Origin of the sequence: Arthrobacter methylotrophus (genome assembly GCF_039539965.1) — a bacterium.
In the GTDB taxonomy this organism is placed as follows: domain Bacteria; phylum Actinomycetota; class Actinomycetes; order Actinomycetales; family Micrococcaceae; genus Arthrobacter; species Arthrobacter methylotrophus.
In genome coordinates this window covers 1,139,422-1,153,194 of the sequence record NZ_BAABED010000001.1, presented here as the reverse complement: position 1 = coordinate 1,153,194, position 13,773 = coordinate 1,139,422, and the positions used below count along the sequence as shown (strand labels likewise).

12 protein-coding genes and 1 pseudogene are annotated in these 13,773 nt (G+C 64.7%); 3 read left to right on the top strand and 10 right to left on the bottom strand.

The window, feature by feature from the left end; translation table 11 throughout:
- Positions 1-52: 52 nt before the first annotated feature.
- On the bottom strand, positions 53-589 hold the full coding sequence (locus ABD884_RS05660) for a flavin reductase family protein (protein ID WP_345039566.1): 537 nt from the start codon (positions 587-589) through the stop codon (positions 53-55).
- A 145-nt stretch (positions 590-734) separates the two neighbouring features.
- Here ABD884_RS05660 and ABD884_RS05655 point away from each other — a divergent pair, with 145 nt between their 5' ends.
- Entirely contained in the window at positions 735-1,472 is a 738-nt protein-coding gene (locus ABD884_RS05655; RefSeq protein ID WP_345039560.1) for an IclR family transcriptional regulator, read from the top strand.
- A gap of 158 nt (positions 1,473-1,630) precedes the next feature.
- On the opposite strand, the pseudogene ABD884_RS05650 reads toward ABD884_RS05655, so the two are convergent.
- The 4 genes and pseudogenes from ABD884_RS05650 to ABD884_RS05635 all read right to left on the bottom strand — a co-directional run bounded on the left by ABD884_RS05650 (position 1,631) and on the right by ABD884_RS05635 (position 8,385).
- A pseudogene (locus tag ABD884_RS05650) lies at positions 1,631-3,024 on the bottom strand (MFS transporter).
- A 118-nt stretch (positions 3,025-3,142) separates the two neighbouring features.
- On the bottom strand, positions 3,143-6,160 hold the full coding sequence (locus ABD884_RS05645; protein WP_345039550.1) for an AAA family ATPase: 3,018 nt from the start codon (positions 6,158-6,160) through the stop codon (positions 3,143-3,145).
- The gene (locus tag ABD884_RS05640; protein ID WP_345039546.1) at positions 6,157-7,347 is read right to left on the bottom strand and encodes an exonuclease SbcCD subunit D; all 1,191 of its coding nucleotides are present in this window, start codon (positions 7,345-7,347) and stop codon (positions 6,157-6,159) included. Before ABD884_RS05640 ends, ABD884_RS05645 begins: the two co-directional genes overlap by 4 nt.
- 90 nt (positions 7,348-7,437) lie before the next feature.
- Entirely contained in the window at positions 7,438-8,385 is a 948-nt protein-coding gene (locus ABD884_RS05635) for an MIP/aquaporin family protein (RefSeq protein WP_345039539.1), read from the bottom strand.
- Positions 8,386-8,553: 168 nt separating this feature from the next.
- On the opposite strand from ABD884_RS05635, the gene ABD884_RS05630 reads away from it, so the two are divergent.
- Positions 8,554-9,636 (top strand): ADP-ribosylglycohydrolase family protein, encoded by a 1,083-nt coding sequence (locus tag ABD884_RS05630; protein WP_345039532.1) that lies wholly within the window; start codon positions 8,554-8,556, stop codon positions 9,634-9,636.
- 12 nt (positions 9,637-9,648) lie between these two features.
- Here ABD884_RS05630 and ABD884_RS05625 read toward each other — a convergent pair whose 3' ends face one another.
- From ABD884_RS05625 to ABD884_RS05615, 3 genes are all read right to left on the bottom strand, one after another.
- Positions 9,649-10,197: a DUF4395 domain-containing protein gene (locus ABD884_RS05625; RefSeq protein WP_345039526.1), complete on the bottom strand. Its 549-nt coding sequence runs from the start codon at positions 10,195-10,197 to the stop codon at positions 9,649-9,651.
- Between the two features lie 66 nt (positions 10,198-10,263).
- Complete coding sequence (locus ABD884_RS05620) at positions 10,264-11,289, bottom strand: 3'-5' exonuclease (protein WP_345039521.1); 1,026 nt, start codon at positions 11,287-11,289, stop codon at positions 10,264-10,266.
- Positions 11,290-11,298: 9 nt separating this feature from the next.
- Entirely contained in the window at positions 11,299-11,427 is a 129-nt protein-coding gene (locus ABD884_RS05615) for a hypothetical protein (RefSeq protein WP_345039513.1), read from the bottom strand.
- Positions 11,428-11,502: 75 nt separating this feature from the next.
- Here ABD884_RS05615 and ABD884_RS05610 point away from each other — a divergent pair, with 75 nt between their 5' ends.
- Complete coding sequence (locus tag ABD884_RS05610) at positions 11,503-12,267, top strand: DedA family protein (RefSeq protein ID WP_345054590.1); 765 nt, start codon at positions 11,503-11,505, stop codon at positions 12,265-12,267.
- A 96-nt stretch (positions 12,268-12,363) separates the two neighbouring features.
- On the opposite strand, the gene rdgB is transcribed toward ABD884_RS05610, so the two are convergent.
- The gene (gene rdgB, locus ABD884_RS05605; RefSeq protein ID WP_345039507.1) at positions 12,364-13,014 is read right to left on the bottom strand and encodes an RdgB/HAM1 family non-canonical purine NTP pyrophosphatase; all 651 of its coding nucleotides are present in this window, start codon (positions 13,012-13,014) and stop codon (positions 12,364-12,366) included.
- Complete coding sequence (rph, locus tag ABD884_RS05600; RefSeq protein ID WP_028264720.1) at positions 13,011-13,769, bottom strand: ribonuclease PH; 759 nt, start codon at positions 13,767-13,769, stop codon at positions 13,011-13,013. Before rph ends, rdgB begins: the two co-directional genes overlap by 4 nt.
- Positions 13,770-13,773: the final 4 nt, after the last annotated feature.

Sequence of the window (13,773 nt, the reverse complement as noted above, 5' to 3'; positions counted from 1 at the left end):
TTGAGCTGAAGCGGCATTGCGTGATGGATGCGCCGTGGACGGGCCGCGGCCACTAGAGAAGATCCTCCATTCCTAATTGGCTTTCCGGGATGGTGGTGAAGGCGCTGTTGGCGAAAGCGAGCGCATCGCCGTTGCGGTAGTTGAAGTCCACCACCTCGCCCACATAGAGGGTGTGGTCTCCCCCGTCGTAGGCGGCCCATGGCTTGCATTCGAAATAGGCCAGGACGTTGGAGAGCCGGGGCGCCGTGCCGCCTTCGACCCACAGTGGTTCCGGCCCGGGGCGGCCCGCGAAGTGCAGGGCGAGCTGCTTTTGTTCCGCACCCAGGATGTTGACGGTGAACGGCCGCCCGGCGAGCTCGTCGTGGGCCCTCGCTGTGCGGGCGATACTGACGAGGACCAGTGGCGGCTCCATGGACACCGACGTGAAGGAATTGACAGTAATGCCATGCCGCCTCGTGGCACCGTCGAAGGTCACAATGGCCACACCTGTAGCAAAGCGGCCCAGACTGCCGCGGAAATGAAGTGCCCGTGTCCGCGCAGTACGGCTGAAGGGGCCGGGCTCCGCATTCCGGCTGGACTTGGCAATCATCGTTGATTCCTGCCTGGAGATTGTTCTATATGTGAACTTGTTCTATATTTGAACAATAAATTCTCATAAAGAACCATAGTCGTTTGCATCCCAGAGCACAAGACGACGGCTCAGCCGTGTTAAATGCCAACATAGGATGGAGCCCATGAAGTCTCCCAGTGCCGCGAAGGATCTGAAAGAACCGACGGCGATCGTCTCGCCGTCGCAGACCCTCTCCCGCGGAATCCAAGCGTTGGAAATCCTGGCCGCCGCCGAACGTTCCCTGACCATTGCGGAACTTGCCGGCGCCTTGGGCGTTCACCGCTCTGTGGCCTATAGGATCCTGCGCACGCTGGAGGACCATTCCTTACTGATACGCGACGACGCGGGCCGTGTCCAGCCCGGCCCTGGCCTGGCAGTGTTGGCGCGCGGGGTTTCCCGTGATCTCCAGACGGCCGCGCTGCCTGAGCTGACCCAGCTTGCCAACGCCCTGAACATGACGGCCTTCGTGGCGATCTGGGACCATCAGGACTGCGTCACCTTGGTCACCGTTGAGCCGCGCCACTCGGCCGCGACTCTGGCACAGCACCCCGGGACGCGCCACCCCGTGAACATCGGAGCCCCTGGAATCGCCATCCAGTCGACGATGAGCGAGAAAGAATGGACCGTCCTTGCTCCAGGCTTGCCCTATCGGCGCGAGGCAGCCGAAGCGCGTCGACTCGGCTACGCGGCAAGCCACGACGAAGTCATCGCAGGACTGTCGTCCTTGGCCGCCCCCATCCAAGTGCCCGGCGGCCGGCCCGCGGCGATCGCCGTCGTCTATATCCGCCGCGAACAGGACCAGGCCGCCGTCGGCGAAGCCCTGGCCGCGAGCGCGGCCCGTATCGAAAACCAGCTGGCGTAAGGACCCGTCTGCCGCTGATTCCGACGCTCGCTCACCTTTAGCGCCAAAATCGGAAATCCTCCTGCAGCAGTTCACAAAGACGTGAGCGAGGGTTTCCAAAAAGGGACCCAAAAGTGAGCGAGCGTCGACGGCGGACGGGCGGCTTGGGGGTCGAGGAGCTACCCTTGCGGGCTCGGTTTGCGGCGGAGGACGAGTCCGGCAACGATGCCGAGCACCAGGAGCGCCCCCGATGCGGCCATGGACACCACGAAAGCTGCGGCGGGACCCTGAGTCTGCGCCAACTGGCCCGCGAGGTAGGCACCCAAGGCCGTACCGGCCACGATCCCGCTCGCCAGGGCGGTCATGACCGTTGCCATGCGACCCGCCGGCGCAACCACTCCCCCAATGCTGAAAACAGTCACCATGACGGGTCCGACAGGAATTCCCAGCACGAACAGAACGATGACCATCGGCCAGATCCCGGCCGGAAGGAACAAGAGAAGGGAGAACGCCGTCATCGCGACCGCGGCGACCACCCAGCGGATGGCCAGCCCAAAGCGCTGGGGCAATAGGCAACGGAAAGCGCGGCGACTGCCGAGCTCAGCCCCACGACCGAATACAACAATCCGGCGATCTCCGCCGTGGCGAACTGGGCGGAGAAAGCGCTCAAGGCATTCTGTGTCGCACCGAAGAACGTTCCCATGCACACCATGGCCAGGACCGGAACGGCCACCCTCAGCCAGGCCACGGAGCCGACGGTTGATTTCCGTTCCGCGCGGGCGCTCCCGACGCCGGCGGGCACTTTGCGTCTTGCCGGAACCACGGCCAGTTGTGAAGGATGGACGGCGAAGGCAGGCACAAGAGTGGCAGTGAGCACGGCTGCAAGTGCGAGCGGAAGCCACGGGGCTACCAGGCTGGCCAGAATTCCAACCAGCGCGGGTCCCAGGACAAACGTGATTTCGTCTGCGGTTCCCTCGTAAGACAAGGCGGTGTCCAGGTCTGCGCGGCTGGCCGCCGCGCTGCCGGAACCGACGGCAGCCGTGCCGCCTTCAGGGTTCACGTTCCGTGTGGTCAGGGCCATCCACCGGACACGGGCCATGGGACCGACCTGCGGACAACTCGCTCCCGCGAGGAAGGCCGTCACCAGAATCGCGAGCGTGTCCGTAGGAGCGTTGAAATCAGGTGTCAGGTATGCGGCGACCAGCAACGCAATCACTGCGGCTGCATTGACGGCCGCGGCCACGAGCAAGACCGGGCGCTGGCCTCTCCGGTCGGCAAGCGAGCCGAGCACAGGCGCGCCCAGGGCCGAACCGATTCCGACGGCTCCGGCCGCCAGGCCTCCGATGGCATAAGAGTGGCCGACAGCGGTCACGAGCGTGAGGGTGCCAACAGTCAGCATGGCGAGCGGCAGCCTTGCGAAGAGTCCCAACGGCAGGAAGTTTCGCCCTGCAAGTTCGGGCAAGCGGGCAAAGCGTCCCGGCAGACGGGAACGGCGTGGCGCCGGGGAAGCAGGAAATGACGGGGCAGCCTGCAGCGTGGCGTTGGCCGAAGAGATGTGTGGGGAAGAGTTCATGATTCCGGGTTCGCTGAATGGTGCGCATCGTCCCTCCTCCCGATGCGCGCGACCCGGTGTAACCTTCCAAGTCTACCGGACGGCTAGCTGAGGGTGCGGTGGCCTGGGCGTGCGGGTCCTAAGCCGCTGCGGCGTCGACGATTCGCACGGTGGAGCCGTTCCGGCCCTTGATCACCTGCAGCTGGCTGCTGATTCTCTGTTTCATCTCGGCAACGTGGCTAACCAGCCCGACTACCCTTCCGCCGTCGCGGAGTCCCTCAAGTGCATCCATGACCTGTTCGAGGGACTGCTCGTCGAGACTTCCGAAGCCCTCATCCACGAACAAGGTTTCGATGTCCACTCCCCCGGCTTCTTGCTGGACAACATCCGCGAGCCCCAGAGCCAACGCGAGCGAAGCCATGAAAGATTCCCCTCCGGACAGCGTGGCGGTGTCGCGCCGCTGGCCCGTCCACTCATCCACGACTTCCAGGCCCAAACCGGATTTCGCTCCCCTGGCTGCCTTCGCGTCGGTGTGCTGCAGGGTGTACCGGCCGTCGCTCATGGCGATGAGCCGCTCCGACGCTGCTGCCGCGACCTGTTCGAGCCGGGCCGCGAGGACGTAGCTGTTGAGGCTCATCTTGTAGCCGTTGTCGCCTGCCCCCCTGGCAGTTTCGGCGAGCTCGCTGAGTACCCGGGCGCGTTCGCGGGGGCCGCGCCCCGAGGCCGCAGCCTCTTCGTACTGCAAGCGGATCGTTGCCAAGGTAGCCACCGTCCGTGCGGCAAGTCCGGCAGCAAGAGCCATGCGGCGGCCGGTTTCCGCCGCATGGCCGGCTTCGTGTTCGACGGCGGCGAGTTCGACGGCGGTCAGCGGCACCTCTCCGATCCGCGCTTCCTTGGCGGCAAGCACGAGGTCCTCGGACTCGAAGAGCTCCGCGAGACGGGCACTTTCGGTCTCGGCCGCCCGGATGGCTTCGTCAAGCCGTGCGGCGTGCTTCTCGTCGAGGATTTCGAGCCGGGCGGTCTCCGCGGTTTCGAATCCGTTGACCGAAAGGGCTCGTTCCAGGGCTGTGGAAGTATCGGCCAAAACCTCCCGGGCACGTTCCAACTGCACGCTGGCGGTGACGGCATGCTGCAGGAGCTCACGTTTCCCGTCCAACGCCTCAATCCGGCCCCGCAATGTGCCGAAGCCATCGCGAAGCCCGGAAAGCACAGAGTCCAGCGCCCCACGTTGTTCGAGGAGCAAGGCCATGGTGGACTCAGCTTGCGCCGCGGCTGTCTCCTCCTGGCGTTGTTCATCTTCCAAACGGGCAATGTGCTCGAGCGCGCGCTTGAGATCCGTCGTGCCTTGCTTGAGTCCTTCGACGGCGGAACGCGCCGAGGCAAGGGCCTCTCTGGCCACGGTCTCCGTCGAAGCGGCTTCGTTCGGATCGAGGTCTCCGCCTTGGGCCGCGAGCACGGCGACCTCCTGCTCGGCCGCCGCCAGCTCGGCCGCCGCCTGAAGGAGGTCGTGCTCACTCGCGTCATAGCGTTCGTGGGCCGATTGCTCTTCTTGGGCAAGAGCCAAGGCCGTCAGCCCGGCCGCCGCCGGGGAAGGGTGCTCGACGCTTCCGCAGACAGGGCATCCTTCGCCCTCCCGCAGTTTGGCGGCGAGCTCGGCAGCGGCATTGGCGAGCCGGGTTTCGCGGAGGTCCAGCCAGAGTTGGCGGAGGTCCTGGGAAAGCGCACGGGCCAATGCGTGCCGCTTCCCGGCCACGGACAGGGATTCGAGGGAGCTTGTGTAGCGGGCTACGGTCTTGACCGTGTTCTGCGCTGCAGCAGCCTCGACTTCGCGCAGGGGCAGTTCCCCAGCCACCGCTTCCAGCGGAGCTATCCGGGTTTCCAAGGCAGTTGCCTCCGCGCGAACCGCGGCCAAAGCGAGGGACCGCACTTCCTTGGAGGATTCGCGCTGCTCTGCCGCCACTTTGAGGGCACCAAGCCGCGCGGTGATGTCCTCGAGTTTTTGTTCGTCCGGGACCCGGGCTTCCAGGACAGCCGTGGTTTTCTGAACCCTGGCCAAGCCCGCTGCGGGATCGCTGGCATCCAGGGTCGCTGCAGTCAGCTTCGCCGTAGCCGACTCAGCCTTCGAGGCCGCCAGGTGAAGTGCCTTCGTGGCACGATCTACGCCTTCGAGCTGTCCGCCGAGCACGGCAGCTTTCCGGTGACGTCCCAGGCGGTCACGGAATTCGTGGACTTCTGCCGCTCCTGCGGCGAGCGCAACCTGTCGGCGCGTGGCGGCGTCGAGCTTCGCGTGCCGTTGAACCCGTTCCCGGGCGGAGTTGAACTTGTCTGCTAGCTGAAGCGCTGCAGCCTCGGCAGAGCTGGCATCTTGCTGCCGGGCCGCCGACTCGAGGCGCGCCTGCTCCTCGAGGTACTCGAGCCTTGTTTCGTTCGTGGGCGCACCCTCATCGGTGCCCAGAGCAAGGTCCTCAGACTCTTCCATGCCGAGTTGCGCAAACTCTGCCTCCGCCCGTTGCAGGAGCAATTGGAGTTCGTTCTCGCTCTCCTGCACTTTGGCCCGCGCGGCGTTTGCCTGCAGTGCCAACTGCTGTTCGATCGCTTCAAAACGCTGGGTGCCGAAGAGCTTCTGCAGCAGGTCCAGGCGGTCAGAGGCCTTGGAGCGCAGGAACGCCGCGAAATCTCCTTGCGGAAGCATGACAACCCTGGTGAACTGCTCCCGGTCCATTCCGAGGACGTCCCCGATTTCCACTCCCGCCTCGTCGTTGCGGGAAGTCTTCTCTTCCCACGAGCCCTTGACCCGTTCGCGCAGAAGCGTTTTGGCCTGCTGGGTGGTGAAGCCTTTGCGGCCACGGGCACTGGGCCTGTCCCATGCCGGCGAGCGGGTGACCTCGAAGCGCCGTCCGCGCGCCGAAAATTCACAGACGACGCTGGGCTCCGCGGTCGGTTCCGCATGGTCGCTCCGTAAGCGTTTGCCGTCCTGACGCGCGCCTGGCACCGAGCCGTAGAGCGCAAAACAGATTGCGTCGAGAACACTCGTCTTTCCTGCACCGGTGGCACCGTTCAGGAGGAACAGACCCTGTGCGCCCAACTGGTCGAAGTCAATCGACTGGAGCCCGGCAAATGGCCCGAAGGCCGTCATCTCAAGGCGGTGGATTCTCACAACTCCGCTCCTTCCAGCCTGACCGCTTCCAAAGCTTCACGAAGGGCGGAGAGTTCAGTTTCGTCGCCAGGCCTTGCCCGCACATGGTCAAGGAAGCCGCAGCACACGCCTAGATCGTCCTCTGCGTCGGCAAGCCTGCTGCTATAGCTGACCTTGGCCCTTCCCGCGGCATCTTCAGGATCAAAGCCCAACACGAGGGTGTCCGGGAACCGGGTACGCAGTTGTTCCATGGCCTGCGCGGGCCGTACAGCGTCCGTCAGAGTGACCTGGCAATAAGCGGATTCAGCCCAGCGATATTCTTCCGATTCCAAGAGTTCGGTGAGCTTTCCCCGGAGTATCGCGAGCTCCCGCGGTGCTTTCCACAGAATTTCCTCGACGTTTTCAACGCCGCCGACGCCAACGTCAACCAGCCAGGCTCCCTTCAGGTGCCTGGCTTCAGAGAAGGAATAGGCCAGCGGCGAACCCGAATACCGGACGTGTTCCGCAAGCTCCTGGCGCCCGTGCAGATGGCCCAGGGCCGTGTAGCCGAAGCCCTCGAAGAGATCCAAGGGGACTGCCCCCAAACCACCGATGCTTAGATCACGCTCGCTGTCCGAGCTAATGCCGCCGCTGGCGAAGGTGTGTGCCAGCACGACGGAATGCACAGGTCCCGTCTCACGTCGCCGCGAGATGTCCTCGCGGATGAGCTGTACCGCGGCCTCGGTGACGTCGAAGTGATTCGCGGTTTCCGTGCCGAGCCGCTCGGCGACGAGCCTCGGTTCGAGATACGGGATACCGTAGACGGCCAGCATCGGGGCGTCCGGCCTCGCTGTTGTGTCTTCGCTGCCGTCCAGTGGAAACAAGATAGGAGAATCAAGATCCTCTACCCGGGTCCGCAGATGAACTCCCCCGCGTTCGAGTAAGCGTGAGGCGAAACCGAGCCGGATCGCCGAATCGTGGTTCCCGCTTGTCAGCACCACCTTGGCGCCGGCGTCGGTGATCCGCACCAGGGCGTCGTCGAGGAGCTTCACGACATCCAGGCCAGGCAGCGCGCGGTCGTAGACGTCCCCGGCGATCAGCACGACGTCCACCGACCGCTCCCGGACGACCTCCAGCAATTGCTCGACGAAGTCGCGCTGGGCATCGAGCATCCCGACGCCATGGAACGAACGTCCCAGGTGCCAGTCCGAAGTGTGAAGAAGCCTCATGTTTTCACGCTAACCGGAGGCACGGACATTATTGGTGCGGCGCGGCGGCACCGGCCGTCAGAGTGCCTTCCAGACAGCTAGATTCTTGTGTCAGTCCCGCTTGCCGTCGAAGAAGTCACGGGCGGGGTCGACGTCGGGCGTCGCCTCGGCGGGCACAGCTGCGGGCACTGCGGCCGGTGTGGAAACCTCGGCCGGGCGAACAGGCGCCCCGGCGTCAGCGCCGTCGTCGGACTTTTCGTCCGACTCTTCGTCCCACTCATCGGCATCTGCGGGTTCTGCGGGTTCTTCGACCGCAACCGCAGCTGCGGGGGTGGATTCACCGAACCCGCGGAAGACGAGACCCGCGATCGCTGCCCCCACCAACGGTGCAACCCAGAAAGGCCAGAGCTGCTCGAGCGCCCAACTGGAGCTGAAGACTGCGGAGGCCGTGGCACGGGCGGGGTTGAACGCGAGGTTGCCGGTGGACTGGCCCAGTTGCAGCAGCACAGCGACGGTCAGGCCCACAGCGAACGGTGCCGCGACCCGGTTGGGGTTTCGTCGCGCCGTGACACCAAGGAAGACCCCTACCAAAAGCGCGGCACCAAGGACCTCAACCAGCAGGACGCCGGCGAGCGGAACCTGGAAGCTGGAGTGCGTACCGAATCCCGACGTTGCCGTGTCAAAGACGGTGCGGCTGTCCGTGATACCCGGCACGGTCCGCACGACGGCGAAAATCGCCAAAGCGCCCAGCAGGCCACCGACGATCTGGGCCCCCAGGTACGCGGCTCCGTCCACGGGCTTCAAGCGGCCGGCGATCACGTGGCCAACCGTGACGGCCGGGTTGAAGTGGCCGCCCGACAGGTAGCCGAACGCCAGCATCGCAGCAGCAACAGCAAGGCCGCTTGCCAGCGGCGCCGGCATTGGAACCGCCTGTGGATTGATGAAAATGAGCACGCCCAAGCCAATAACCACAAGGAACAACGTCCCCAGAGCTTCAGCGGACGCCCGGGCAAGGAGCCGGGGGCCGCGGGAGGAGGGAACGGACACAGTGGTGGTCATGGGTGATGATTCCTTAGTTCGAGGTTCGGGTGGCGCTCTTGCTGCAGCATCCTGCCAGCCGAGACTGGACGCTTCCTGAATCCGAGCCTAGCCGCCCAACGCGATTACGGCGACCGCGAGCCCCGCGCGAGGTCAAGCCCGGCAAAGCAGCCGCGGTACATTACCACTATGAGTGCTGAACCGTCCCCCTTCGCTGCGCCGTCCTTCGAGTCCCGGGTACACGGCTGCCTGTTGGGGGGTGCCCTCGGCGATTCGCTCGGTTATGCGGTGGAGTTCGACGACGTAGCGACCATCCGCTCTCGCTTCGGCCCGGGGGGCCTCACCTCTTTTGGACAGCTCGACGGCAGCAGCCACTTTTCGGATGACACCCAGATGACGCTGTACACCGTCGACGGCCTCGTGGATGCCCTCGAATGGGCCAACGACGGCGTGGCTGCCGATGAAACTGCGTGCCTTTGGCTCGCCTACCTACGGTGGCTCGCCACCCAGGGGGTAGCTTTGCCGGCGTCGGCGCCCGTTCCCCAGCCTCGCTGGATTGACGGCCAGGATGTGCTCCGGCATCGCAGGAACCCGGGCAAGGCGTGCCTCAGCGGGCTTGCCACCGGCGACATGGGAACCGTCTTCCGCCCCGTCAACCTGGAATCGAAGGGCTGCGGCACTGTGATGCGGTCCGCGCCGTTTGGCTTGGTTCCCCATATTTCCGAGGCTGCGGTTTACAAATTGAGCACTGATGCCGCGTCCTTGACCCACGGCCACCCCTCGGCCCGGCAAAGTGCGGGCGCCTTCAGCGTACTGGTGCACCGGCTGGCCACCGGCTCGGATGTACGGTCCGCGGCTGAACATGCGTTGAGCGTGGTGGCCGCATTGCCGAATCCGGCTCCCGAACTACTGGAACGCCTTCGCCAGGCCCTGGAACTGTCGTCCACCGGCACCTTGCTCAGTCCGGAGGAACTCACGGCGCAACTGGGCGAAGGCTGCGTCGCGGAGGAGGCACTCGCCGTCGGGCTCTATGCTGTGCTGGCAACCGGTGCAGCCGAAGCGCGGCCCGATCCGGCGGACCATTTCCGCCAAGCCATAGCCATAGCACTGAACCACAGCGGCGACAGCGACTCCACTGCCTCCATCGCGGGCAATATCCTGGGTGCTTTCCACGGCGAAAGCGCTTTGCCCTCCGACTGGCTTGAATCGCTTGAGGCGCCGGATGTCATCCGCGGGATGGCGCAGCGGCTTATTGCTGTCACGATCGGCTAGAAGGCAATCGGCTCAAAATCGGCGAAGCGAGATGTTGTTGCAAGCTTCGCAGACTTCCTCGGGAATGAGGCCGTGCCTCTGTAGGAAGCCAAAAATGGCGCAGCCAAGGCAGAACCCCAGGATGGACTCAAGGGAAGCAGCCACAATGAGCAGGGCGAGCAGGATCCAGGCGCCGAGCGCGAAATCGGCGAAAAACAGTACAGCGGCCGCGGTGCTGAGCACGGCGCCGATTCCCTGTGCGAAACGCTTGGGCGGTCCAGGGACAAGTTTGGCGGGGCCCACCCTGGGAGCCAGCGCCTTGACGGACAACAGCGCAAACGGCGAGATCCTCGGCCCGAAGAGCACACGCAGCCAGAAGCCGGCCGCGATCAGCACGAGTCCCCAGCCAAAGCCGCTCACGAGGGTGGCCACTGCCGCCAAAACCACCAGCCCGGCGGTGATCCTCGCGGCGTATTCATTGACCGGGTTGGGGAAAGCGAAGAGGGCCCGCCAACCGGTGGCCGCCGGAGCCAGTGTCCCTGAGGTGAACCGTGCGGTGTACGGCTGGTTGCCTTGTGTCATGGCTCAAGGCTAGGAGCGCGGGAACGCAACAGGAAGCTTTGTTGCTCCGTGTGAATTTTGGCCTCGCTAGCGTCCGCCGACCATTTGTAGGAACTCCCCTTCGGAGAGCACCTCGATTTGTTGGCCGCGGCTGTGCAACTCCAGGACCCGCTTTGCTTTTCCGGTAAGCCGACCATTCCGCAGATCGCCGGCCACAAAGCCGTCGCCCACCACCAGGACGGTGGTCCTTCCTGTCACTCGGCTTTCCGGACGCGCGCCCAGTTCCGCGGCGCGCTGTTTCGCTTCGGGCCGGGCAATCGCCAACTCACCCGTGAAGACCACTGTTTGGCCGAACAAGGGGTGGCCCGGTTCCGCGGCGGGGTTGGGCTCCGGATTAGTGCCCTCTTCCGGCCAGTTGCTCCAAGCCCGCCCAAGCTGGCCGGCGCCGTTCCCGGCGCCGGCCCGGCCAGCGGCTTGCGCGTCCCGTCCTCCGCCGGCCGCGAGCGCAGCGAGAGTCTGCTTGGACAGGCTGTCTCCGGGCTGGAAGGCCTGCTGTTTGGGTATGGCCAGGCCGAGGGACAAATAGAGTTCGGCAATGCTGTTGGCGTTGTTCCGCTGCGCGATATCCACCAGGATTCCGGCGCAGGCCCTGGCGTCCTCGGCGGCGTCGTGATGGTTCACGAGGGGCACGCCGGCCTCTTCGGCTGCGTAGGGCAAGGAATTGGACACCAAGGAGTAGCAGCGCCTGGCCAACATCACGGTGCAGACGTACTCGTAGGCGGGGCCAGGCAGCCCGGAAACTTCGAGCCCGGAGCGGATGACACCGAGGTCGAAGGCTGCATTGTGGGCGGCCAGGATATCCCCGCCGATAAATGCCCCTATTTCAGGAAAGAGCTCACCAAAGCGGGGAGCGCCAGCGACGTCCTCGGCCCGGATGCCGTGGATGCGGGTGTTGTGGTATTCGAAGTGGTCATGGTTTTCCGGTGGCCGCATGATCCAGGAGGCTTCCTCCACCACGACTCCATTGCGGACCTTGCTCAGGCCGACCGAGCACGGCGAGCCCCTGAAGCCGTTCGCAGTTTCAAAGTCAATCGCCGTAAAGTCCAATGCCACTGGACAAGGTTACAGGTGGAAACGGATCCGCACGGCGCACCCGGCGAAGGCAAACAACACCACGCCCGGTGGAGAGTCCTCCAGATTGGTGGCATCCTTCGGCACCTGCCCAACGCGTCGCGAAGGCTGCCACGTCACTTGCTCCGCCCCATCGGATGTCTCAAAGGCCCGACGGCGGTTGTCCCGTACCCTTGAAGGGTGACCCTTTCTGCGATGAACGACTTTGCCGTATCCACTTTGGTTGGCGCGGGACCGGTGCAGCCGCACATGTCCGCGCTCCTCCCCGACTGGTTGAACCCCCAGGTCTTCCTGGCCGACCCCGCCTTGGCACCATGGGTCGTCCTGCTCGTGTGCGGCATTGTGTTCGCAGAGACGGGACTACTGGTGGGCTTCTTCCTGCCTGGCGACTCCATGCTCTTCACCGCAGGACTGCTCGTCGCCACGGATACCATCAAGTTCAATATCTGGGCACTCACGGCCCTCATTGTCGTGTCTGCGATCATCGGCAACCAAAGCGGCTACCTCATTGGTTCCAAAGCCGGGCCGGCCATCTTCAACAAGCCTGATTCCAAGCTGTTCAAGCGGGAGAACGTCGAGAGCGCACACGCCTTCTTCGAAAAGCACGGCGGCAAGGCCCTGGTCCTGGCGCGCTTCGTCCCGATCATCCGCACCTTCGTCCCGGTGATTGTGGGCGTCGCGCAGATGGACAAGCGCAAGTTCTTCATCTTCAACGTCATCGGGGCGGTGCTCTGGGGCGGCGGGGTCACATTGCTCGGCTACCTTCTGGGCGACAAGGTGCCGTGGGTCCGGGACAACCTCGACATCATCTTTGTAGTCATCGTCCTGCTCTCGGTGGTCCCCGTGGCCGTCGAGGTCATCCGCGGCTTCCTGGCCAAGCGCAAGGCCACAGAGCGTGGAACAGAACCCGTCCAAGAGTTCATCGAAGAACACGAAGCCGGCAAGCACAGCGAGCGCTAGGCCACGGTATAACCGACCCTAACTGCTTCAACGAGAGAGGCACCCCGCAGTCCAGTTGCGGGGTGCCTCTCTCGTTGACCCTTGCGCGCGGAGGACTTAGCGCAGGGCGTTCACGATGGCCGGGAGCAGCGCCCTGAATGCCTTGCCCCGGTGGCTGATGGCGTTCTTCTCCTCGGAACTCAGCTCGGCGCAACTGCGATCCAAGCCCTGGGGCTGCAGCACGGGGTCGTAACCGAATCCGCCGGCACCGCGGGGTTCACGCAAGAGAATGCCTTCGAGCTGGCCGTATTCGACCACCTCGCGCACCCCGCCGTCGACGGCGTCCGGTACAGCGAGCGCCGCTGCACAGACGAACGCCGCTCCACGGTGGGCGTCCGGGACGTCGGAGAGTTGATCCAGCAAAAGCTCCAGATTGGCGGCATCGTCACCGTGCCGGCCGGACCAGCGCGCCGAGAAGATCCCCGGGGCTCCGCCCAGCACATCGACGGCGAGCCCTGAATCATCGGCAATCGCCACCAGTCCCGTAGCTTCAGCGACAGCGCGTGCTTTGAGCAGGGAGTTCTCGGCAAAGGTCACGCCCGTCTCGGCAACATCAGGGGCTCCGGCCGCACCTGCGTCAATGACTTGGGTATCGACGTCGAGTCCTGGCACCTGCCCCCTGAGGAGTTCCCTGAGTTCGCGAAGTTTGCCCTTGTTGTGGGTAGCGAGAACGAGTCGCGGCGTAGCTGCGGTCGTTGCCTCGCTCACGGGGCCTCAGCCAGTGTCTCGCGCTGGATGGCTGCCAGCTCTCCCGTGCCAATGAGGGCAAGGTCCAGCAAAGCGTTCAGTTCATCGCGGTCGAAGGGGGCGCCCTCTGCGGTTCCCTGGACTTCCACGAACTTCCCCGATCCCGTGACCACCACGTTCATGTCGGTTTCGGCACGCACATCTTCGACGTAGGGCAAGTCCAGCATCGGGATACCGTCAATGATCCCCACGGAGACTGCAGCGATCGTGTCGATCAAGGGCTGGGCGTTCTTGGCGATCATTTTGTTCTCCCGGGCGAAACGGATCGCCTCGGCGAGCGCCACGTAGGCGCCGGTGATCGCGGCCGTCCGGGTGCCGCCGTCGGCCTGCAGGACATCGCAGTCCAGCACGATCGTGTTCTCCCCTAGAGCCTTGGTGTCGATGATGGAACGGAGCGAACGTCCGATCAGGCGCGAAATTTCGTGGGTGCGGCCGCCGATCTTGCCTTTGACCGATTCACGGTCTGAACGGGTGTTCGTGGCACGCGGCAGCATGGCGTATTCGGCGGTGACCCAGCCACGGCCCTCACCTTTGAGCCAGCGAGGCACGCCTTCAGTCAGGGAAGCCGTGCACAGCACCCGGGTATTGCCGAATTCGATCAGGGCCGAACCTTCGGCCTGCTTGGACCAGCCGCGGGTGATGCTGATGGGACGGAGTTGATCGGGCGTACGTCCGTCGGCACGGATGACGGGGACAGAGGTGGCTTCGGAAGTCATACTG

Excerpts from the sequence above, each read along its gene's own strand:
- ABD884_RS05640 (WP_345039546.1), bottom strand. The coding sequence starts at position 7,347 with ATGAGGCTTCTTCACACTTCGGACTGGCACCTGGGACGTTCGTTCCAT.
- ABD884_RS05610 (WP_345054590.1), top strand. The coding sequence starts at position 11,503 with ATGAACGACTTTGCCGTATCCACTTTGGTTGGCGCGGGACCGGTGCAG.
- ABD884_RS05655 (WP_345039560.1), top strand. The coding sequence starts at position 735 with ATGAAGTCTCCCAGTGCCGCGAAGGATCTGAAAGAACCGACGGCGATC.
- ABD884_RS05635 (WP_345039539.1), bottom strand. The coding sequence starts at position 8,385 with ATGACCACCACTGTGTCCGTTCCCTCCTCCCGCGGCCCCCGGCTCCTT.
- ABD884_RS05625 (WP_345039526.1), bottom strand. The coding sequence starts at position 10,197 with ATGACACAAGGCAACCAGCCGTACACCGCACGGTTCACCTCAGGGACA.
- rph (WP_028264720.1), bottom strand. The coding sequence starts at position 13,769 with ATGACTTCCGAAGCCACCTCTGTCCCCGTCATCCGTGCCGACGGACGT.
- ABD884_RS05660 (WP_345039566.1), bottom strand. The coding sequence starts at position 589 with ATGATTGCCAAGTCCAGCCGGAATGCGGAGCCCGGCCCCTTCAGCCGT.
- ABD884_RS05630 (WP_345039532.1), top strand. The coding sequence starts at position 8,554 with ATGAGTGCTGAACCGTCCCCCTTCGCTGCGCCGTCCTTCGAGTCCCGG.